16 protein-coding genes and 3 pseudogenes are annotated in these 23,252 nt (G+C 52.7%); 11 read left to right on the top strand and 8 right to left on the bottom strand.

The window, feature by feature from the left end:
- Positions 1-149: transposase (locus tag ACT3HL_RS15420; protein WP_445087710.1), on the bottom strand; the 149-nt coding region annotated here is incomplete at its 3' end.
- A gap of 618 nt (positions 150-767) precedes the next feature.
- Between ACT3HL_RS15420 and ACT3HL_RS15425 the strand changes: the two genes are divergently transcribed.
- The 6 genes and pseudogenes from ACT3HL_RS15425 to ACT3HL_RS15450 all read left to right on the top strand — a co-directional run bounded on the left by ACT3HL_RS15425 (position 768) and on the right by ACT3HL_RS15450 (position 8,757).
- A complete protein-coding gene (locus ACT3HL_RS15425) occupies positions 768-1,466 on the top strand; it encodes a hypothetical protein (RefSeq protein WP_445087657.1) in 699 nt (232 codons plus the stop codon).
- A pseudogene (locus ACT3HL_RS15430) lies at positions 1,376-2,083 on the top strand (outer membrane protein assembly factor BamB family protein); the annotation flags it as partial. The gene ACT3HL_RS15425 and the pseudogene ACT3HL_RS15430, both read left to right, overlap by 91 nt.
- Before the next feature lie 2,721 nt (positions 2,084-4,804).
- Positions 4,805-6,208, top strand: a complete 1,404-nt coding sequence (locus tag ACT3HL_RS15435; RefSeq protein WP_445087711.1) for a PKD domain-containing protein — start codon at positions 4,805-4,807, stop codon at positions 6,206-6,208.
- A 30-nt stretch (positions 6,209-6,238) separates the two neighbouring features.
- Positions 6,239-6,382 carry a hypothetical protein gene (locus ACT3HL_RS15440; RefSeq protein ID WP_445087658.1) on the top strand — a complete coding sequence of 48 codons (144 nt, stop codon included), beginning with the start codon at positions 6,239-6,241 and terminating at the stop codon, positions 6,380-6,382.
- 243 nt (positions 6,383-6,625) lie between these two features.
- Positions 6,626-7,873, top strand: coding sequence for an RNA-guided endonuclease TnpB family protein (locus tag ACT3HL_RS15445; RefSeq protein WP_445087659.1), 1,248 nt, complete (start codon positions 6,626-6,628; stop codon positions 7,871-7,873).
- 440 nt (positions 7,874-8,313) lie between these two features.
- The gene (locus ACT3HL_RS15450; protein WP_445087660.1) at positions 8,314-8,757 is read left to right on the top strand and encodes a DUF7344 domain-containing protein; all 444 of its coding nucleotides are present in this window, start codon (positions 8,314-8,316) and stop codon (positions 8,755-8,757) included.
- A 235-nt stretch (positions 8,758-8,992) separates the two neighbouring features.
- On the opposite strand, the gene ACT3HL_RS15455 is transcribed toward ACT3HL_RS15450, so the two are convergent.
- Together ACT3HL_RS15455 and ACT3HL_RS15460 are read right to left on the bottom strand one after the other, a co-directional pair.
- A complete protein-coding gene (locus tag ACT3HL_RS15455) occupies positions 8,993-9,538 on the bottom strand; it encodes a hypothetical protein (protein WP_445087661.1) in 546 nt (181 codons plus the stop codon).
- A 6-nt stretch (positions 9,539-9,544) separates the two neighbouring features.
- Positions 9,545-10,060: a DUF7437 domain-containing protein gene (locus ACT3HL_RS15460; RefSeq protein WP_445087662.1), complete on the bottom strand. Its 516-nt coding sequence runs from the start codon at positions 10,058-10,060 to the stop codon at positions 9,545-9,547.
- An 821-nt stretch (positions 10,061-10,881) separates the two neighbouring features.
- On the opposite strand from ACT3HL_RS15460, the gene ACT3HL_RS15465 reads away from it, so the two are divergent.
- On the top strand, positions 10,882-11,319 hold the full coding sequence (locus ACT3HL_RS15465) for a DUF7344 domain-containing protein (protein ID WP_445087663.1): 438 nt from the start codon (positions 10,882-10,884) through the stop codon (positions 11,317-11,319).
- Positions 11,320-12,259: 940 nt separating this feature from the next.
- Here the strand turns inward: ACT3HL_RS15465 and ACT3HL_RS15470 are convergent.
- Positions 12,260-13,393, bottom strand: coding sequence for a glycosyltransferase (locus tag ACT3HL_RS15470; protein ID WP_445087664.1), 1,134 nt, complete (start codon positions 13,391-13,393; stop codon positions 12,260-12,262).
- Between the two features lie 280 nt (positions 13,394-13,673).
- Here ACT3HL_RS15470 and ACT3HL_RS15475 point away from each other — a divergent pair, with 280 nt between their 5' ends.
- From ACT3HL_RS15475 to ACT3HL_RS15485, 3 genes and pseudogenes are all read left to right on the top strand, one after another.
- Positions 13,674-14,891, top strand: a complete 1,218-nt coding sequence (locus ACT3HL_RS15475) for a glycosyltransferase (RefSeq protein WP_445087665.1) — start codon at positions 13,674-13,676, stop codon at positions 14,889-14,891.
- Entirely contained in the window at positions 14,891-15,988 is a 1,098-nt protein-coding gene (locus ACT3HL_RS15480) for a glycosyltransferase (protein ID WP_445087666.1), read from the top strand. The genes ACT3HL_RS15475 and ACT3HL_RS15480 overlap by 1 nt, the downstream gene beginning before the upstream one ends.
- A 442-nt stretch (positions 15,989-16,430) precedes the next feature.
- Positions 16,431-17,423 (top strand): annotated as a pseudogene (locus ACT3HL_RS15485) (transposase).
- A 288-nt stretch (positions 17,424-17,711) separates the two neighbouring features.
- Here the strand turns inward: ACT3HL_RS15485 and ACT3HL_RS15490 are convergent.
- The 4 genes and pseudogenes from ACT3HL_RS15490 to ACT3HL_RS15505 all read right to left on the bottom strand — a co-directional run.
- On the bottom strand, positions 17,712-18,425 hold the full coding sequence (locus ACT3HL_RS15490) for a hypothetical protein (protein ID WP_445087667.1): 714 nt from the start codon (positions 18,423-18,425) through the stop codon (positions 17,712-17,714).
- 234 nt (positions 18,426-18,659) lie between these two features.
- Positions 18,660-20,141, bottom strand: coding sequence for an oligosaccharide flippase family protein (locus ACT3HL_RS15495; protein ID WP_445087668.1), 1,482 nt, complete (start codon positions 20,139-20,141; stop codon positions 18,660-18,662).
- A gap of 3 nt (positions 20,142-20,144) precedes the next feature.
- A complete protein-coding gene (locus tag ACT3HL_RS15500; protein ID WP_445087669.1) occupies positions 20,145-21,158 on the bottom strand; it encodes a polysaccharide pyruvyl transferase family protein in 1,014 nt (337 codons plus the stop codon).
- Positions 21,159-21,208: 50 nt separating this feature from the next.
- Positions 21,209-21,701, bottom strand: a pseudogene (locus ACT3HL_RS15505) (IS1595 family transposase); the annotation flags it as partial.
- A 521-nt stretch (positions 21,702-22,222) separates the two neighbouring features.
- Between ACT3HL_RS15505 and ACT3HL_RS15510 the strand changes: the two are divergent.
- A complete protein-coding gene (locus ACT3HL_RS15510; protein ID WP_445087670.1) occupies positions 22,223-23,236 on the top strand; it encodes a hypothetical protein in 1,014 nt (337 codons plus the stop codon).
- Positions 23,237-23,252: the final 16 nt, after the last annotated feature.

Consider the following 23,252-nt stretch of genomic DNA (forward strand, 5'->3'; position numbering starts at 1 on the left):
CCGTAGTTGTCCGTGAACCCACTGATGACCCCGCGAATGAATTGGGTTCGCTCCTCGGTGAGCACGCCACGCCGATACTTCGTGGTGAGTATCAGGTGGTAGTGCAGAGAGTACGTAGAATGCGCCCCCGAATCGAGGTCGTATTCCATTGGGTTCGAACTATTGTACGTCACCCCAATGAAAAAACATTGCGACTGCGTGGGGCTGTGGGCCTGCAACCATATCGCTGTATGAACAGATGATGACGGTGCTGTATCCCCACCCTACTCCGCTCCCTTCGGTCGCTCCGTTGAGTGGGGGCTTAGCGCCTGTGAACAGCTAAAACAACACTTGGACGCCAAATACGGATCAAGGGGTACCGGCGGCTTGGCACCGCCAGCAGTCCACCACGCCGATGTTGTGGGGCTACCTGTGCCCGAAAGGTCGGTAGTCCGCGCCGATTGGACTGTGAACTTGCCACCTCCACTGTTCGGGATTCCGCCGTGTGAACGCGGAGGAGGATGTCGATCGACTTGGTCAGGTTGCTCTTCGAGGAGACCGTCATATGTAGGCGATTCATTTATACTAGGTTTATTCATCTTACTTCGTATGCCTGTTAAGCATAATATATTAGATTATTTATACAAATTATTATTAGTAATTGGGGAGAATTTTAATTGGTCGACACGATCTGCCTGTAGTCAGTGGGGTTATACTGCGGTCAGTGTGACACAGTCGGATTCCCGTCGAAATTGGTTGTCTCAGCCGGCTGTCAGTGGAGTGAGACAATGAGACACAGTCGGAGAAATCGATTCCTCACGCTCGCGATGGTGGTCCTCATTGTGGGGTCGGCAGTCGGTGGGTTCGTTGCCACGGTCGGGACCGTTGCGGCCGCAGGAGCGGTGAGTTACGAGGACCCATCGGTGACGCCGTCGACGCTGTATGCAGGCAGTGCTAACGGGACGATTACGGTGAACAACACCGGCGGATCGGCGGCCGAGTATGCGGTTTCGTTGAGCGTTGACGGGACAGTCGTTGAATGGAGGAACGGAACCATCGCCAGCGGTGAGCAGCGGACAGTCACGATTCTGAAGACGCTCTGGGATACTGGTGATCACACGGTCACTATCGCAGGAGGAGGCCAAACTGTGAGTCAGACGGTGACCGTCAAGACAGCAAATGCCAAATACCACGGTGGAGCAGACAATCGCGGGTACTACCCGAACCAGTCGGGACCTGCCAATCAGCCAGAGGAACTCTGGAACATCACCGACGGCACACCGCTGGTAATGCAGCCGACAGTCGTTGGTGACACGCTGTATGTCGCCTTCCACAACGTGGCAAACTCTATGCGGTCGACCCGAAGACTGGCGCAGAGAAGTGGAACGCCACACCGGGTGGCACAGATGGGTCGACATGGACAACGCCCGCCTACGCCAATGGCGTGCTCTATCTTGGAACCAACGACTACAAACTCCACGCAATAAACGCGACCGACGGAACTGAGATATGGAACTACTCGACACAGACCAACGTCCGGTCGGCACCGGCAGTCGTCGACGGCGTCGTCTACTTCGGTAGCAACGACGGCAATATGACTGCAGTTAACGCGACCACCGGTGAGGAGCTGTGGCATCACACGCTCTACCAGCCCGTTCTCGTCGAGTCGAATCCCGCGGTTGTCGATGGCGTCGTCTACTTCGGAGCTGACGACGACAACGTCACCGCGCTCAATGCGACCACCGGAGCCAAGATATGGAACTACACGTTGCCCGATGAGAGCCAGTCTGACCCGACGGTCGTCGATGACACCGTCTTTATCGGAAGCGATAGTACATCAGGCTCAACGTGGGGGACCGGCTATGTCTACGCGCTGAACGCGACCGACGGCACCGAGCGATGGAACTACACCGTGACCGGGGACGTTGATTCCGGCCAAGTATATGCAGACGGCACCCTGTACGCAGGAAGTCGTGGTGGTGACCTCGTCGCGCTGAACGCAACCGACGGGGAGGAAATCTGGAACGTCACGGGATCTGATTTCCGCAGTGCACCGGTTGTGGCCGGTGAGACACTGTATATTTCTGATTTCGGAAACGATGCGGTTTACGCATTCAACGCGACAACCGGAACCGAACGGTGGCAGTACACCTCACCGACAGCGACCCTCTACCCGACGCCGTTGGCGTGGAATGGCATGCTCTACTACGGCTCAAGGAGTAAATTTCACGCGCTCGAACAGCCCGGACCGGCTCTTTCGAGTCTGAGTGCAACAAATCCGTCTGGCCAAAACGTCGAGGTCTCGTTCAGCTCGGATATCCAACTCGTGAACATCTCGGTATCGATCAGCGGAGCTGAATCAGGGACGCTCACTGAAGACGAGTTCACTGAAACTGGCTCCGCTGGAAGTTATACCTATACTGCTACGTACGCAGGCGGGACTGATGGGACGTACACTGCGACGATCGATACTGCTGAGGACAGCGATTCGAAAGATGGCGCGAGCGGTCAGTCCGACAGCGTCGACATTGACACGGTCGCACCGACGATCTCGAAATTCTTGGTGGCGAACCAATCGGTACAGAACGTCTCGGTTGCGTTCAATGCGAGCGAAACACTGGACGAGATCACAGTCACGATCAGTGGTGCAGAGACAGCAACACTGGATAAAACCAACTTCACCGAAGTCGGTAGCGGCCCCTACAACTATACTGCGATCTACAACGGGAGCAGTGACGGGAGCTACACCGCCACACTGAATGCGGCCAACGATTCGGCAGGCAACAACGGTGCGGGCGGTGAATCCGGAACGGTAAGTTTCGACACGACCGCGCCGACGATCTCGGAGTTCACAGCGACAAACCCATCGAGTCAAAACGTCTCGGTGTCGTTCAACGCCAGCGAACAGTTGAGTGAGATATCCGTCTCGGTCAGCGGTCAAGAGACCGGAACGCTCACCACGGACGACTTCAGCGAACTGGACAATGGAGACGGAACATACGAGTACAACACACAGTACGTCGGCAGCAGTGACGGAAGTTATACAGCGACCCTCAACACAGCCAATGATTCGGTCGGGTACAACGGTTCGAACGGTCAATCCGACAGCGTGACTGTCGACACGGTCGCACCGACGATCTCGAAATTCTTGGTGGCGAACCAATCGGTACAGAACGTCTCGGTTGCGTTCAATGCGAGCGAAACACTGGACGAGATCACTGTCACGATCAGTGGTGCAGAGACAGCAACACTGGACAAAGCCAATTTCACCGAAGTCGGTAGCGGCCCCTACAACTATACTGCGATCTACAACGGGAGCAGTGACGGGAGCTACACCGCCACACTGAATGCGGCCAACGATTCGGCAGGCAACAACGGTGCGGGCGGTGAATCCGGAACGGTAAGTTTCGACACGACTGCGCCGACGATCTCGAAGTTCACGGCAACAAACCCATCGGGTCAAAACGTCACAGTGTCGTTCAATTCGACCGAAACACTGTCTTCGATAAACGTCACAATTAGTGGAGCAGAGGCGGCAACACTTACTGAAGCACAGTTTAAGCAACTGGATAACGGTGATGGTACTTACCAGTACGGCATACAATACCTTGGGAGCAGTGATGGTACCTACACGGCCACGCTCAACACAGCCACTGATTCTGCTGGCAACGACGGTGCGAGCGGCGAGACCGACAGTATAACCGTCGACACAGTCGCGCCGACGATCTCGACGTTCTCGGCGACGAACGCCACCGGACAGAATGTCACGGTGTCGTTCAACGCGAGCGAACAACTGAGCACGATCTCCGTGAGCCTCAATGGCCCGGAATCAGCACTGCTCGATGCGTCGAACTTCACTGAAACCGGCAGCGGTCCCTACAACTACACCGCCACCTACAACGGGAGCAGCGACGGACGCTACACGGCGACCCTCTACACCGCCAGCGATGCGAACGACAACAACGGGGCGAACAGCGAATCCGACAGTGTCGCCATCGGGACCGCGGTCGTCTCCTCGTCGCTCGAACACCTGTCGGGCACGAAACCCGATATGTCAAACGTCACGCTCGATGCCCGGTTCTCCGGTGGTCTTCTGCAGGTCCAAGCCAAGAACGCGAGCGCTAACACCAGCGACACCAACACCGAACCGGATTACGAACTCGCCGGACTCGGGGCCGACAGCAGTACGCGCATCCGAATGAACGTCACCGTTCAGAACTTCACGCCGCGCGTGCTGATCGGCAGCGCCCACGACGCCAACTGGACACGGACGGACAACGGCGACAACACGTGGAACCTCTCTATCGAGGGGACACCCGCGGCCGTCGAATCCTACTTCAAGCCCGATGGCTCATCGCCTATTTCGTGGCCCGGTACCTACCAAGCTAACGAGTCGCAGGACGCCGCGCTGACGTTCGCGGTCGACGACCTCAGCGTGATGTCACAGACCCACCGCGAGCGGCTCAACGGCTCGATTATGACGACTGACGCCCAAGAGTTCGGCGCGCCGCAGTACAACGCGACGGGGCCGAACGACAAGGTCGAACTCACGGTCAAAGCGCCCCACTTCACCAACGATGGGACAAACAACACGGGCTTCTTCGAGGCCTTCTTACCGCAGACGCTACTCACCAACTGGGGAGTGAGTGCGAGTGAACTTGCCGGCGAACTCAACGGCCAGAGCCGGGCGACAACCATCGCGCCCGTCTCCGGGGGTGTCCGTGTCGATTTCGGCATCCATTACTCCGAGGGGACAGCCGCGATCACAGTCGATACGACCGCCCCCACGGCCGACGCTGGCAGTGACCAGACCGTAGACGAGGGAATGACCGTCCAGTTTGACGGCTCGAATACGACCGACAACGTGGGTGTGTCGACATACAACTGGACGTTCGGCGACGGCTCAAATACGACCGGTGAGAAACCGAGTCACACCTACGGCTCACCCGGCACCTACACCGTCACGCTGAACGCGTCGGACAGTGCCGGTAACTACGACACCGACACGCTCACCGTGATCGTCGAGGAAGTCTCGTCAGGGTCGTCGGGATCGGGCTCGTCGAGTTCGTCATCGGATGAAGAGCCGGAGATCGAAGAAACGACCGTCACTGTCGACCAGTCGAGCGAGGAAGACGAGGAGACCGGGACCGACGACGCCGAGTCGGACTCGACGACGGAATCGAGTTGGAGTGTCACCGTCTCGAACGCACGGGCCGACCAGTCGGTCGACATCTCTTTCGAGGAGCCAGAAACGGACGAAACGGATGCCACTGACACCGATGACGCTGCAACCGACGATACTGAGTCAGACGAGACGATACAGCCCAACATCAGAGTACCGAGAATTCGGATGAACATCGCGACAGACGGTGATTTCACACTCGATGTAACGACTCGGGAACGCGGCCAGCCAATCGGCACGGACAACGGCGACAGTGAGACGCCCACGGGGACTGACGCCGGTGGCAGCGATACACTGACTGAATCGTCCCAGAGCCAATCAGCCAGTTCGCTCGACGGGCTCTCGGAGGCCGACCGTGAGTTCGCACGCGGAACGGGATCACGGGCGATCGGCGAGGTAACTGTCGACCACAGCATCCCCGACGAGGATATCGAGGACGTGACGTTTACCTTCCGCGTCGGCAAGTCCTACCTCGACAGGAGCGGGGTTAGCGCCGAGTCGGTCGGGCTCTACCGTGACGAGACGGTCCGGTGGAACGCCCTGCCCACCACCCTCGTCGACGAAACTGACTCCGAGTACGTCTTCGAGGCGACTTCACCCGGATTGTCGGTCTTTACGGTCGGGTCGATCCAGCCGCTGTACGAGGTGACTGACAGCCGGGTCAGCAAGACGAGTCTCGCGACCGGCGAGTCGGTCGACGTCACGCTGACGGTGGCCAACCGCGGCGGTGAAGCCGGTAACTACACGGCAGCCCTCACCGCAGACGGGGAGGTCGTGACCTCCGAGACGGTCTTCATCGACGCACAGAGTGACACGACACTCACGCTCTCGCCCGCCTTCGATGCAGCAGGTGACTACAATCTCCGCGTCGGCCAGCAGTCGGTTGGGTCGGTTGCTGTCGGTGGGGGATCGGATGCAGACAGTGGTGGCTCGGATGTAGGGAGTGGCGGCTCGGATGCAGACAGTGACGGCAACGCCCTGATCGTGGTGTTGCTCTTTGCCACCCTCGGTGGAACTGTGGTTGCACTCTGGTACCGACGCCAGTAGCACAGACGCCACCTTCTTGAGACCGTCGAGATGAGCCTCAAACGACACGTACCGTTGGTCGTCACGATTGATCCGGGGGCACTGAAGCGCGCGCGATTCACGATGGTCGAACTCGTCGATACGACGGAGCCAGTCGCCGAATGGGAGACGCTCTGTTCGTTCCGTCTGAAGTAGGTTGGTCCACGGCTACACAACAACCCTCAGTGCGAGTCTGAACGACTGTTTCGACCTTTTGGGATGCTCCGATACCTGTCTAGAGGGCCCCATCAGCATTTTCGAGGTGGAGCCCCCGACCTCAAGGAGCGAACGGAGTGAGCGAGTAGGTCGGGGAGGAAACCGACATGATCCGACACAACCGCCACACTGCGACCGACCGACCCCCAAGTATATAAGTACCGTTACCTATTCTCTGAAACTATGGGCGTGCGTCGAACCGCCGTCGTGAAACTCGCCGTTTCCGACGAGCAACGCGACGCACTCCACCGAACCGCCGAGCAATACCTGTATTGTGCGAACCGAACCGCCGACTACTGTTGGTCCGATACCTCCTACACCGAGTGTAAGACCAACAAGCGAGAGGTTCGTGACGCGCTCTACGCCGAACTTCGAGAGGAGACGGACCTCCAAGCACAACTCGTCCAAGCCGCTATCAAACGCGCTGTCGAAGCCGTCAAAGCGTGTGTCAAACGGTGGAAAAAGGGACAGCGCGTCTCTCAACCGACGTTCACCGCCGAAACGATGGACTACGACACGCGCAGTGCGACCTTCTACCGGAACAAGGTGTCGCTGGCAACTGTTGAGGGCCGGGTCGAACCCTCGTTCGTTCTCCCGGCAGACAGTCCGACGCCCTACGAGCGGTACGTACTCTCCGAGAACTACGAGTTCCGCGAGAGTACGCTTCGGTACGACGCGACCACTGACGAGTTCTACCTCAACATTTCGACGCGGCGGACAGACGGTGACGATGAGGTTTCGGAAGATACCGGGCACTCCGACCAAACGGTCCTCGGTATCGACCTCGGCGTCAACAGCCTCGCTGTGTCCTCAACCGGCACGTTTTGGCAGGGGGACGACTACGACCACTGGTGTCGTGAGTTCGAGAAGCGACGTGGCGAGATGCAACGGCGCGGCACGCAGGCCGCACACAAGGCTCTGCTTCGCCTCGGGAAGCGTGAAGAAGCCTGGCGCAAACAGTACATCCACACGGTTGCCAACGAGATGGTTTCGGAAGCCGTCGAACACGACTGCGACGTGATCGCGTTCGAGGACTTGAGCGATATTCGAGAGCGGCTTCCACAGGCAGAGTGGCACCACGTCTGGGCGTTCCGACGCCTGTTTGAGTACGTCTCCTACAAAGCCCCCGAACAGGGAGTCTCTGTGGAGCAGGTTGAGCCGAGCCACACGTCCCAACGGTGTTCTCGGACGGACTGTGGGTTCACGCACGAGGGCAACCGCCACGGCGAACAGTTCGAGTGCCAGAAGTGTGGGTATGAAGTGAACGCAGATTACAACGCCGCAAAGAATATTGGCGTGCGGTACGCTCGGAAGCGGCAACACACACTCCGCTCCTCGCCCAAGTCGGGGAGCGGAGACGCACAAGTAGACGTGCGTGTGAATGGTGGGATTTTGAACGGTGAGAGTCACCAGCCTATTGCTGGGGACTGATTGCCGGGAGTCCACATCAAAGCCCTACCCTCAAGGACCGAGGCGCGTAGCGCCGAGGGAGTAGGGTGGGGTAGTTTACGACTGCTTTCTATCCCCCGATGGTGGTGAGGGCTGGGTGAACTTCCTGGCCTGCCAAGAAATGAGATCCAGACGAGAAACATCCACCATCAAGGTGGATAGCGACGCGTTGTATCGATGCCTACAACAGACAGCTGAGACAGAACTCTCCGGTATTGAATCAGAAGGCAAAGCTGGTTCTGGCTTCACGATTCGATATGCGGTCCAACGAGGCTCACGGCGCCGAATTCGATACGAGCCTCGACAAACGGGTCCCGGCTGGTGGCGCTTCGAGGATGAATGGAGTGGCTGTGCGTGGCGACCGGTCGGACGTGAGGCACTCGAGGAAATCGAATGTTCGCTGATTCTGGGAGGGACTCTCGATGAGTAAGGATGAAGAGCCAGACGAAACCGAGAATAACGATGAAAAAGAGAACACGGATGCCTACGACGGACTTGGAACAGCGGATGAGCTGCCGCTGTTCCGTGAAAACGATATCTTCTATCTGCTGAGCCAGCATCGCAAGCGCGCGGTCGTCCTCACGGTGGCGATGGCCCCATGGGATCGAGTGCATCTGCGACAACTCGCCGAAGTGGTGAGTCTGCTGGAAGCCGACGCTGACAGACAAACTGTATCAACGAAGACGGTGACGAACACGCGAACGAACCTGAAACGGTCGCATCTCGATGTGCTCGTGAACGCGGGAATCGTCCAGTGGGACGACGATGAAACGGACGTGCTCACGGCCGGGCCGGCGTTCGGCTGTGCGCTCACGACGCTGCTGCTCGGTGGGTATTCGCTCGGAGGAGCGCCCGCGGATGCGTGATCTAGGACTTCTTTTCTCATCTGTCGAGACGTGTACACGTCTCTCGCCGGCCGCGAAAGGTCTTCGTTGCCAAACTCGACTTGACCGGCCACCGGGCCTACGTCATCATCCCCGATGCTGACCGCTCGGTAACGCTGTTCGTTCCACACACGTCCATGGCGCAGAACCCATCGAGTGTCGGCTTCCCTCGACCTCCCGGGATCGGAGTATCAGCCCTCGACACACGAAAATTGCGTCAGTCGAATTCGGGAACGAAATCTTCGACGAGTTCATCAGCGAGTTCGCCACCGGTAAGCCAGGTAATTTGTTCGTCGTCAAACCCGTACTGCGGAATAAGTGACTCCGCTGCTTCGCCGAGTGGAATATCATTCGTTACGACTGTGACTCGATCCGTGACCTCATAAATAAGCATTTCGAGCGCTAGACCTATGATCTCTGTATCCGTCTTTTCGACGATGTCTTCTGACCGGTCGCTAGCACTCGCAATGAAACTTCGCGCTTGATCCATCACCTTCGAGACCTCCGAGTTCGAATAGGACGGGCTTTCGGTAATTTTCATCCAGCCTTCTTGTAATGCTTCGTCGACGGCAGTATCCCCGTCTGTGTACGCATCGAGAGACGGATCGCCCGTTACTTCGGCATACACCTGTGGCGAGATACGGAACATAGCATCACGCTTCCGGGCTTCACGAGCGAGCGCCCGAAATCGTGTGCTTTCACGCCGCCCGCAGCTGATGAGGACCGACGAATCAATGAAGACGACGTCACTATCGTTCCCCATCTCTGATTAGTCCTCGACGACAGGCCGGAGCGCATCCAGCATAATCCCCGCTTCCAGCGGTGAGAGGTCTTGTTCACGAGCCATAATGTGGTGTGTAACCGACCCATCAATGTATTCACGCGCGTATTCGAGTGCGACGGCCAGCCCGTCCAGTCCGTGACGATCGACGTACGTATCGATGTCGTCGTCCCGTGTTCGACGGGCAACCGCCTCGACTAACTCCGGCGTGATCCACCGTTCGGTATTGTCGTCTACTAGCCGGAGTTCAATGTCGTGAGCCGTGTATTCTGCGGGGCGTCCATCGTTCGACTGCTCGATGAATCCTGCAGCTTCGAGTTCGTCGACGTAGTCATAGACCGTCCGCTGTGGGAGATCAAGCGACTCGACGATCTCGTGTACTGTCGTCGCCGGGTGATAACGGATATACGTGTAAATCCAGGATTTTCGGGCGTTGTTCAGGAGTTCAAACGCCTTACCACCAGTATCGAGTGGTGTCTCCCCAGTCGCCTCTCTCGTTGCCATTATTATAGCGAATTGCACGCAAAACGCAATAAATCTTGTCAAGAGCGCCCCATCACGATACGGTCATCAGTACCACAGATCCCTCGTCTTCTTCAATCGCCTCCTCATTGCGGCGACAGGTTCGTGGGCGACCGCCGCTCGTCCGTCGACGTCTCAGGGATCCGACCGACGCGCTCGACGTCCCCGGCGGCGATGCGGCGCGTAAGCCGCGCGGACTCGTCGGTGACGTCGAGTGAACTATACCCTACTCGCTCGCGGCTGCCGCCGTTCGCTCCTTGAGGGTAGGGCCTCCCGATTCTACGACGCGCTTTGCAGACACGGAGGTGTCCACAGGGAGTACAGTCTCCACGGGCGTTGACAAGAGCAAAGATCTTGTCCGCCCACCAGAAACGCAGAGCGTTTCTGGGGACGTTCCTTCGGAGTATCCCACTCCTAGGTGTTGTGACTGCTTTCTATCCCCCGATGGTGGTGAGGGCTGGGTGGAATTCCTGGCCTGTCCCAAATGAGTTCGAGAAGAGAGTTATCCACCGTCAGCGTGGATATCGATGCGCTGTATCAAGTCATCCAACACATACCTGAGACCGGACTACAAGCTTCTGGTTCGAGCGGTGAAAATGAACGCGGAGAACACGCGATATCGGGCTTCACGATTCGATATGCGGTCCAGCGAGGCTCACGGCGCCGAATTCGATACGAGCCTCGACAAACGGGTTCCGGCTGGTGGCGCTTCGAGGATGAATGGAGTGGCTGTGCGTGGCGACCGGTCGGACGTGAGGCACTCGAGGAAATCGAATGCTCGCTGATTCTGGGAGGGACTCTCGATGAGTGAGGATGAAGAGCCAGACGAGAACGAGAATGGAGATGGGGACGAAGATGTCTACGACGGACCCGGAACGGCGGATGACCTCCCACTATTCCGCGAGAACGACATCTTCTATCTGCTGAGCCAGCATCGCAAGCGAGCGGTCGTCCTCACGGTGGCGATGGCACCGTGGGGACGGGTGCATCTGCGACAACTCGCCGAAGTGGTGAGTCTGCTGGAAGCCGACGCTGACAGACAAACTGTATCAACGAAGACGGTGACGAACACGCGGACGAACCTGAAACGGTCGCATCTCGACGGGCTCGTGAATGCGGGAATCGTCCAGTGGGATCCCGAGGAGTCGGATGTGCTCACGGCCGGGCCGGCGTTCGGCTGTGCGCTAGGGACGCTGCTGTCCGGTGGATATTCACTCGGACGAGCGCCCGCGGATGCGTAGGTAGTGAAGGGGCGATAGTCGCCGAACTCGACCTGGCCGACCACCGGGTCCACATCCCACTGACGCCGGCCGACCGGTGGCGCTGTTCGAACCCATACCGACGAGTATGCCCTCCCGGACGCGGACACGCTGGCGAACACGATCATCGCCCGCCGGAGACGAACCGCCGCGGGGTCGCCCACGGGTTTCCCAGCCGGTGGTGGTGACTGTTTTTGCGGCCGACGACAACCGGATCAGATATCGGTGGAAACGCGACGACGAGTAGGCTCTCTGTTGGATGTTCGCTGACGGATAGTTGTTGGGAGGTGGCGCGGCGGTTCGATGGGATCAAGGCCCGTGTCAGCTGCGTTTTGTCTGTTTGACTCATCGCTTTGTATCCCTAGGAGGATGAGCCGTGAGCCGGGGTCGATGCACGAGAAAATTGCGGGCTGGAAGAACTTATGCGCCGTCGATACACCGGGCAAGTGTCGGCGACCTCGACTATTTCGACGAGATCGAGCACCTGCTTAATGTCGCCTGCGAGTTGGAGCACTTCGCTAACCGCGTTCCGGATATTTTGGCCGCGTACAGGGGTTTTGCAGCGGGGGTTCGGCTACTGTGGATTTTGAACGGGATTATATCTAACAAGACACGAACCACAATCCTGCAGATACAACCACGCTTCCTCACGAACCAAATACAGGGGACGGCGTCGGGTTGCTTTTAAACCACCCCCCGGATTCCGGTTTGGATATTGTGATGGTCCGTGAACGCCCTCGGTGCCGTCTGTTGATTCGCTGGATATTCAGAGGGGATATAGGGTGATAAATCTGGGGGATGACCCCGTCGAGACTGCGTCTATTAGGGTATTTGATCGACGGTTCTGACTGGGGTCTTATCATATTCTAGAACATAATTCTGGGTGCCCTCAGGCGGGAATCACAGTGGAATCGCAGACGGGTTACCACGAGCCGTCTATGGCGCGCTGATAGGCCCTTTCTGCCTGATCGGTGACTGCGTCCCAGTCGTATCGCTGTGCGCGCTCGACGGGGCTCGTCGGTGGTCGTTCACCGCTTAGAGCGGGGTCGAGTGTTTCCGTCAGGGACTCGACCGTGGGATCGACGAGGAAGCCTGCGTCGCCGATGACTTCGTCTGCGGCCGAATCAGGGTGGTCAGCGGCGATGACGGTGCAGTTGGCGGCCATCGCTTCCACGAAGGTGATACCGAATCCCTCGCGGGTGCTTGGAGAAGCGAAGACGTCGGTTGCGCGCATATGGCCAAGAACGTCATCGTAGTCGTCGAGGAAGCCAAGAAATTCGACGTGGTCAGCGTGAGTCAGTGACTCCTGCTTTCTCTCGAGGCGTTCGCGCTCGGGACCGTCACCGACGATGCCCAGCGTGGCGTCGTGATTGTCGGCGACCTCGTCGAAGGCATCTAGAAGCACGTCCACGTTCTTGTGTTCGATGAGTCTGCCAGCGAAGAGCACATCGTATCCCTGTTCGGGGATCGGCGCGCTTCTGACCTGCTCAACATCGATGCCGTTCGGGACGATTTCGATGGTCTCTCGGGGGGGGCCGATAGCAGCGAGACGGTCAGCCGTGATGGACGAGATCGCTACTGGATATTGTGGTGTGCGGGCGGTGACGTGCTCGGTTAGCTTGCCGAATGGGGCGAGGTGTCCGAGGTACTCTTCCCAGTAGTCGCCCCAGACCTCGTGCCACGTCGTTACGAGTGGTGTATCCGTGCGGAGACTGGCGAGTTTCGTGGAGAGCACCGGGAAGTACGGGAATACGCTGGTGATAACGATGTCGTGCTCGTCAATTTGGGTTCGGAGTTTCGGAGCTAGTCTGGCCGCGTAATCGATGGCCTCGGAGATTGAGCGACGTCCCTCTTCCGTATAGAGGTCCCGCTCCGGACCGACCGCTTGCAGGGTCATACCCTCGAGAATGATGACTTCTGGGCCATCCCAGTAGTGACGGCCATAGATCGTTATTTTATGATCATCTGCAAGGCGACGACCGATCTCGTAAATGCGTTTTTCGGCGCCACCTGTTATATAGGGGTAGACGACATTTGTACAATAGGCGATATTCATATCTAGAGGGTTGGATAGCTGTAGAATACGATTTTCGGAATGCGCGTGAGTTCATAAATGGGTTGAAGCTCTCAGGGCCCTCGCGGTCGGTGCAGGATATATCGTGGGGACAGGGATCCCGCAGGCGACTACACGGTTGTCTATATCGGAATGACGAGAAGTGTTTCAGAGGGCATCCGTAAAGGACAGGTGAAAGTAACCAATACAAAAAAGTATCAACCAAGCAAATAACCGAAGTACTGAGTTTGTACATATACACGGATCTGGGAGAAATAAACTAGTGAAAATATTACACGTTTACGACGAACATCAGCCAGTCGATATCGGTAATGGGTCTGTCTCGACAGTAATCTATCGTCTGGCGACTAAGACCGCTGAAAACGGTCATGACGTTACAGTAGCCGAACGAAAGTGGAAGAAAATGCCGAGCCAGGAGGAGAAGGAGGGTATTCGATTCAAGCGGTTTAATCTTAAAATCGGTTCTAACGTCCCAGGTGAAGAAATTCCATATGACGAAGTACAAAGTGCAAAAGGGACTGTCAAACTGATTCTTGATAGGCTCCAATTTGCATATAAACTTAATCGATTTATAGAACAAGAACACTTCGACATAATTCACGTTCATCTTCCGTTCACTGCGAACATTTTGATTCACCTGAATAGAGATATCCGCAAAAAGCTAGTTTACACTGCCCACATTGGGGAAGAAGAAATGAGACTCGGGCTGGAAGACTCTGAAGAGCAGCCGGTAGTACTTCAATACATTTCCCCAGATGTCCATCTCATAAAGCGATCGGCGGTAAGTACAGTACTCAACAAACCAATTCAATCTCTCTTGGAGAACGAGAATATTTCTGTCAATTTCATTCCGAACGGTGTAGACATCGAGTCATTCCCAGTCGGCGATAACTTGATTTCGACTGTGAGAAAAAAATACGATGTAGACCATCCGTTGATCCTCTTCTCAGGCTCAATTACGCCTCGAAAAGGTATCGAATCGCTTGTCGATGCGGCAATTCATCTGTTGAGAGACGGAAGTGATGCGTCCTTCTTTGTCGTCGGAGATGACACTATCGACCTAGACTTTGCAGATCGAATGAAGAAAAAAGCAAACAATTCTAATTATGATGATCGAATCACATTCCCAGGATACATTCCTTATGCTGATCTGAAAGGGCTGTACAAACTTGCAGATGTATTCGTTCTCCCATCCCACGAAGAGGGAATGCCGATTTCAATTATGGAAGCGTTGGCGTCAGAAACAGCGATCGTCGCTAGCGATGTGGGTGGTGTCCCAATGCAGGTTGACGACGGTGTAAATGGATATCTGATCTCACCAGAGGCGCCTAAGGAGTTAGCTTCAGCTCTCGGATCGATACTCGATAATGAACGCGCTGGAGAGATGGGTGAACAGAGCCGACAAATTGCTGAAGAGCGGTTCAGCTGGAAACAGATTACTCAGCAATATATTGAACGATACAATTCCATCCGAAAATAATGAGTCCTGATCCGCTTCATTACGAGAATCTACTGGAATATATCGAACAAGAACTGCCAGGTCAGCCAGAGGAAATCGGGATTCTGAGCCCAGAATTTTCTGAATTTGATGGAATCGGCCGAGTAGCAGAATACCAAGCACGGGTCTTGGCTGATAACGGGTATTCGGTGCAGGTCGTAACACTAAACAACGAAATGGAAGGGCTCGAAGACGTATCGGTCAGAGAGATCGACTGTCCAGACCAATTCCACCTCAATCGTATTTTTCGCGTAGCTGCTCCGATTACACCGCGAATAATCTCGATCGCTCGGGAGCTGTCGAAGATAGATCTACTCATCGCGCATCAGTACCCCTTTACACTGGTGGCTGGCGTCGCTCGCCGTATGAACAGTGACGTGGAATATATCCTCTACAATCACGGTGAGCCGACCCAGTCGGCGATCAAGAATCACCTCTCACAGAATACGGTCGAGCTGGTATACAATAGCCTTATGATAGAACTCGGTAAAATTGGAGGCCGATCCGCGGACCGAGCAATCTCAATCAGCGAATTTGCGAGAGAACGCCTGCTTACCCAGATCAATCTCGACAGTGTAGTCATATACAATGAGATTGACGAAAGATTTCACACAGACAACGATCCAGAGATTATCTATCAGAAACACTCGCTCAAGCCCGAAACGGAAATCCTGCTTTTCGTTGGCCGCATCGATCCATCGAAGGGACTCACTTTACTCATCGAGGCGTTCGATCGACTCGCGGAGGAGCAGACGGACTGTAAGCTACTAATCGTCGGAAAACCATCTTATGAAGACTATTTTGAGAAACTGCAATCAATGGCAAATGACTCGGTTATCTTCACGGGATTCGTCCCTGACGAGGAATTGCCCAATTATTACGCAGCGTGTGATGTATACACGACGGCGTCGCTATGGGAAGGATACAATTTGCCTATGGCCGAAGCCCAGGCGTGTGGGTGTCCAGTTGTGGCGTTTGATATTGGCCCGCACTCTGAATTGCTTGAGAACGGAAAACTAGTGAAACCGGAGGACACGCAGGCGTTTGCGAGCGCAGTAGCAGAATATTTAGCCGACTGAATTACAGATATCGGCTTTTTCCTATCTTCCACCCGAGCCCATCGATCCACCCACTTAACGTCGCTACCGCTCCCACTTTGTTCTGGTTGAGAGCCTGAATACCTGCCCGTCAAAAACTCTCGTATGATGAGCTTTTTCTTGCATTTAATTGACAAACTGTCCGTGGTAATCGATACCACCTCTACCAACTGTCTCTATCATAAGTGAGCAACTATATCTAATGACTACTATAGAATGGTGGGATAGAATCGATCTTATAGCACCAAGCTCGGACTAATCACATCACCTCCTCTTTTGTAATTCGTTATCACTACGATAAGCCGGAGACACAAAGATAACAGCACATGTAACATTGCCATAGCGCGGTCTCGGGTGGTCATACTGGTTAGGGGAGAGCGTGTCATAGAAAACCACCCAGGGGAGGCCGCAGGGTTTGGAAACTGTGTCCACCAGCTCCAACGCCCTGCGAGACGTAATTTCGGTAGACGACTTCTTGAATGCGGCGGCTACCGAGACAGTACCGCTGTTCGAACACCTTGAGTTCGAGTTTCTACTGGAATACGACGTGTTCGCCCCTTCGAAGCGGGGGCGAACACGAGTCCACTCGCCACCAGATCTCTTTCGTGGCTTTCTGCACTGCTACTACGAGGATGTCTACGGCACACGTTCAGTTACACGGGAACTTCAGAACGGTCTCGTCTGGTACTACTGCGGACTCGACAAACCGCCATCCAGAGACACCGTTGACCGCTTTCTCACCGACCTCGAACACGTTGTTGACGATATCTTCGACAGGCTCGTCGAGCAGACCGCCGCCCGCGGCCTGCTCGACTCCACGTATTCTATCGACTCGACCCACGTCGAAGCGATCCAATACAACGACGCTGCCTCGTGGAACTACGATCCAACAGCCGAGGAGTACTACTACGGCTTCGGCTGTACGATTGTCTCAACCGCCGCAAAGATCCCGATAGCGGCTGAATTCACACAGACCAAACAAGCGGATCAAGAGACGGCGATGCGCGTCACGCGTGACGCGCTCGCCGTCGCCAAGCCGATTTGGATGCTTGGAGACAGCGCCTATGACATCCTCGATTGGCACGACCACCTGCTGGCTGCAGGGGTCGTGCCAATCGTTCCGTACAATCCGTGAAACACTGACGACCCGAAAGACATCGAGTACAGAGTTGAAGACCGGATTGAGGAACACAGTGAGGACGTTCAGCTGAAACAATCCATCTTGGAGGAGACGTACAACCACCGGACAGGGGTCGAACGAACCAACGACGCGGTCAAGGACTGCGGCCTCGGGCGCGGACGTGCCCGAGGCCGCGTCCACGCACGAACAGAAGTGTTCCTTGCGCTCTGCCTGCGACTCGTCGTTGCCATCACCAACTACGAGCGAGGGAACGGTCCGGGTTGTGAGATGCTATGAGATGGTTTCTATGACACGCTCTAGGGGAAGTATGAAGGTGGCATCTGATAGAGAGTATGTCCGGAGATCGCCGGAAAGAGATCGTCGGCACCTTAGTGATGGAGTATTTATCTTTGTGAAGTGGATAGATTCAGAGTGTGGTATCTTGGCACTCGCAAAAGCACCGACTTGCTGGTAGTGAAGGAAATCCCCAAGTATTCAGGAATTCTTCAATGATTTAAACATATTTGGAATATACCGAAATATATTCTTATTCTGGCCATAATTTAGTTAATATGATTGGCAGAACTATGAATTGGAACGCCCATGTAGGATCGTGATACCCTTCTTTTTAATGTGGTCAAAAGACTTAACAACTTCAAATCTATTCCGCTCAAGCGCGTTGATAACATCATCTCTAGGAGTACCATATATGCCATGCGTTTCGACATAAATATCCCGGGGTAAAAAGGGTAATTTGTCAATTATTTCTATTTCTGCACCTTCACAATCTAACTCTAAGACATCACACCTAGGTAGGTCACTGGGATCCACAAGAATTGTTTTTGGAGGAAAATTAGATGGCTTTTTGTTTGCGACAGCTGCAGTCCTAACATTTGTTTCTGCATTAATACTATTGGCAGACAGTACCTGTTTTATTTTCTTACTCTTCTCAGGGAAAGCTTCAAATATCAAAACATCACCGTTAGAACCAACATTCTTCGCTTCTAGTGTGGCGGTGATTCCCCTTCCGCCCCCGACGACAACTACCGAATCGTTCCTTTGCGTGTTCTCCTCAATTAGTTTGCACATCAAGTACTCATGATATGCCTTATGTGGAACAAAGAGATCAGTGAATTTAGCTTTTTTTGTAATAGATATATTTCTGATTGCTGCGGATTGATCAATTGTAGGTGCATAAGGACGAATATAAGAATCCACGAAGTAAGATACAGAGAATTTAAGAGCCGTGAGTAGATTCGTATTCTTGGAGACCGTTCTAAAGTGACTCAGTGCTTTCATTAGCAGAGATTAGAATTGACGATTATTAAGTGCTACCCATTTTGTCCCCTCCAAGTTGGCATTAGTTAAAGCGTCGCTCTGAGTGTGAGAATATAGAGATAAAAGGTCAATTCACTATCTCCACGGTATGCTGCCAGTCGAATAGTGGCCAGCGATTCGATTAGCCAGTGATCTGCTTTGTAAAATCAGTTCTAGCGACTATTATGGATGTTTGGGATGTGTTACAGGTACTGTTTAGAGAAAAAGATGACTGACTTCATATAAAATGGTTTTGTCGTCCTGGGTGAGATTTCCAGTAGACCACAGTAACAATATCGCGGCAGCAACTGAAACCATCCAGATAGTGGCGAGAAAGAGAAATTCCAATGTTGGCCGCAGTTCTCGTATGAAGTATAGAGCTGGAAGAGCTACTATTGCTGCACCGAATGAGGACTGTATGCCCGGCCAGTTGAATACAAAAATATGATGGTTTACAAAGAGATCATACGATTTGGCTATATTCATAACAGTATATCCGATGAAAAGCGCGATCGCTGCTCCAATAATGCCATAGCGGGGGATTAGCAGGATATTCAAAACCAAATTCACCACTAGTGAGATGAGATTATACAGCATTACTGTCTTTGATTTACCGAGTCCGAGTAAAGAATCACCATTAGGCCCGGTAACCGCGTCGAGGAAGTGTGTTGTTGCGAGGATAGCAAGCGGCCAATAAACCGCTGTCACTGAATAATCTTCACCGAATAATCTTATAAAAAAATATGGCCGAGTGGCTATAATTAATAATGCAGGAGTTGTGCTAATTAGGATCCATTTGGTCGTCTGGCCATATAGATAGTTCAAATCGGAAGTATTAGAATTGGATACGAGTTTGGATATTTTTGGCAAAAGGAGAAATGAAAATGAAGACCGGAATATGGTTAATAGTAAGGCAATCGTCAGTGCAACTTCGTAAATCCCAACCTGTATTGGAGTACGATAATAGCCGAGAAAGAGGCGATCAACCCTACTGAGTAATATATACACTGATGAAGAGATCATAAGTGGAGCACTAAACCTTAGAAGATTAGTGTAATCAATATCGAATTCGAGTTTAAACTGCCAACCAGTATGGAATAACAATACAAGACCAGACACTACGGTGACCACTAAAGAAAGGAACACTCCGATAAAGACGCTCAAAATTGAGCCAACTGTGACGGCAGCTACCGCGGAAAAGATTAACTTAGCATACGGTTGAGTAACCTGCGCTAACGCTACAAACCGCTGGGATTCCATCGCTCCTCGTAGACTGCCATGAATTATCTTTATGATAGAAAACAAAGGGACTGTCACCGCAAGAACAAAAATGAATTCCGAGCTTACCTCAGAATTAAAGAACAGTCGGTTAACTATATCCGCATTAAAATATATTCCAAGCATAGAGATGATTGAAAGAAGTGTTACGATAGTTAATGAAAAAGAGATATATGCATTTGATTGTTTTTTTGTTGACTCCGGATAGAATTTTGCAATACCTTCAGTTAGTCCGATAGTCGTTGGTATGGCAACAATATTCATCAGGGAAATAGCAAGTATGATCGTACCGAATCCTGAGGGTCCCATAACATTCGAAAGAATAAGTCGAAAAAAGAACCCGCTCACCATACTCAAACCGGTTCCAAAAAAGATAATCATTCCTGATCGACCCAGTTCTGTAGCGTCCCTATCAGACATATATTATAACCAAGAAATTATTTTGCGAATATATTCGACTTGGCTCTCTTTCTTTGTCTCCAATCTTGACCGCGATAGTTTCACCGTATTTTCTTTTATCGCCTCCTCAGTGATATTGTCGAAAAGTGAGTCCCGTGGTGTATCGATATAGAATTTTGCTCGGTTACCGTATGCCAAGGCTGGAACACACGCGTGGATGCGGTCAGAGTGCGTTTCAGTCGCATTCTTGTATATGTATAGATAATCTTTGAGAGAATCAGATACAAACGCATTTTTTTTGGAAAAGAAATCATTCCCCCTGTACTTCCCAGCGAGGGCCTCTATCGTTCCTGCATAAGGTTTAGAATCACCAAATGGAGTATGGCTAGGTCGAACGGTAAGTTGCGTATTGAGGTCCGGCTCAGGGATTTTATCGAAGGTGGCTGCAGTAAACGGATCTCGTGAGTCAGGAGGCGTATACCACTCGTTGACGAAGAATCCGCAGTCAATACCGTTGTATGACTTTTCAACTATGTCAGAGTAATGCTTGTATGCCTCTTTGTCACGTGTAATCATCCCTGCAGGATCAACTGACTGAAGCCACTCTGATACGTAACGTCGGGTTTTGGATTTATAATCACCTCCACCTACACCTAGTAATATCAGTGGTATGTTTTTTTCTTGTAGCCTATTTATCATATATTCATAGGGTCGGAGAGCAAACTCGTAAAGAACGCAGCCTGGAAGTACGGCAAGGTCTATATCTGGAATCGTGTCAGATATATCGAAAATATTCTTCCGGAATGTCCTTTTCTCTAATTGCTTAGATTTGATCCATTCCCCGACTGAACCTGTAGCTTGATACAAAGGATTAAAATCTCCACCTTGTTCCTTTAGAGAGGCAGATAGAAAGGGGAATCCACTCGTTTCAATTACTTCTGCCTCGGGGAACGCACGTTTCAAGGCTGCTCTTGCGCCTTTATCAATAAATCCGTTTCCTATATTTCGAAGCCAAGTTCGCATTAGGAGGATGCGCATCAATAGATTGAATATCTTTCTGATATAAAGCGATATCGCTCTTTGCTAATCTAGCGGAATATGTTGACGACGATGCAATCGACGAGCCTGTGGATCGGTGCTCTAGTAAGGTTCATTGAGCGGAAGAAGCCGTAGATCCGAACGGCCTGCTCCAAGCCATAGTTGGAGAGACCGCAAAATTTCACCAACCACGGCTGGGGCAGCGACCAGAGGCACTCCGCTTGGTTGGTATGGATGCCGTCTTCGGAGACGTATCCCTCGTCGTGGATATCGTAACGGTGGTCGTAACTCTATGCCCCGGTAAGCTGGCAATCCGCCGGTCTAGACCTATCCCAGCAGCTGGGAGAGGTCGTCTAGTTCCTCAGCAAGCGGTCCGGGATCGTCTTCGTAGTCGCTTCTCTCCTGTGCTGATACCACGCGAGACACATCGCGGCAGGTCGCAACGAGTGTCATCTCGTCACCTTAGCCACCTGCCCAACGGGTACGGCCGCCCTCGGGCGACCCGCCGCGGTCGAGCCCCTCCCGCGGCGGGTCTTGGCCTTTGCCCCTGAGCATACCTACCGTGACGGAGAGGACGACGAGTTCACCGGGCCAGCGAGCACGAACGCTATAGAGGGCGGCAACTGGCGGTTAAATACGATACAGGGGTTTCGTACGCGCGGTCTAGCAGTACGTTCGCGAACAGCCCTTGACGTTGGGACGATTCAGTAATGACTCTTATGATTGTCCACTCGACGGAGAGCTTCGCTCTCCACTACGGGCAAACAAGCTTTATTCTCTGTGCTTGCACCTTGTCGTCGCTATCACTAACTACGAACGCGGAGGCAATCCAGGGAGTACCGTTATCACTGCGTAATAACTCTTGTAGGACATCCTCTGGCTCAATCTGGCAGTTCCGCCTGAGATGCAACTTATAAAAACTAACGTTCCTGCCGAGGAAAGTGAAACAGTAGAATCTGTTTCGGAGTTAGATGCGGACTTATGCAAGATGGGTCGCGTATATACGGCACGCCTCTAAGACCAGCTGCGTTAAATTTAAATTAATATATTATCCATATGTAGATATGGCACAAGCAGAAAGAAACGCACTCAATAATGAGTTTAGCTATTTATTAGACAAAATTGAGAAGGCGGATATCAAAACGGATCCATTCAAGCACTTAGAAATAAAAAACTTCCTAAGTGAGGAACATTTTGACCACATTCAGGAATTAAATTTGATATCCACATCCGGGAAAAGTGATAAAGACCTCATTAGTTCTATACAACAATCCGGGTATAGTCATGTGCGTTTTCCTGGAACATTTGATTCTGTAGAGGAATATATATCACATAGACAAGGCAAGTCTCAAGGGTCTGTAAAAGGTGTATTCAACACTATTAATAATAAAGGTATAGTATTCAGACTGGATGAGTATAAGGACCCAGTACTGAACAATCTGTTCGACCTCTTCCGATCGCGTGAATTCGTAGAGTGCGTATGTAACAAATTTGAACTTGATCCTGAACGATTTGACACCGGCCTTGAGCAAGGTGAGAAATCAATGTCTGGCATTGACACAGGGCTACAAAAATATTTGGATGGATATGAAATATCACCCCATCCAGATATAAGAAAAAAAGCATTAACTTGGATGCTGAACTTAAATCCAAGCAGCAAATCTGCTGGCTTGAATCATCATACACACTATCTTGAACTGGAAGATGAGTACAAATATATCGAGGAATTTTGGAAGTATAATACTTCGTATGATACGTGTTGGGTGCCGTGGGAATGGTGTAATACAGTTAAAAGACAAACGGAGAATAACAGTATCGTGTTCTTTTCACCAAGCTACGATACTATACACGGAGTAAAAGCGGATTATAATCACTTAGAAACACAACGGACTCAATTCTATGGAAATCTTTGGTATGACAATATCGATGTAAAGGAGGCTCCTGAGCACGATGACCTTGTTATTAAGCCAAAGAGCGATCAGAGTATCATAAACATAGGACGAATTAAGCAAATGAGAGAAAAAATTGAGCAGGGAGTAGAAAATCCATCTCAGGCAATAAAACATCTAATAAATTGAGGCTCTTGAATAGCCC

The organism is Halobellus sp. GM3 (assembly GCF_052545375.1).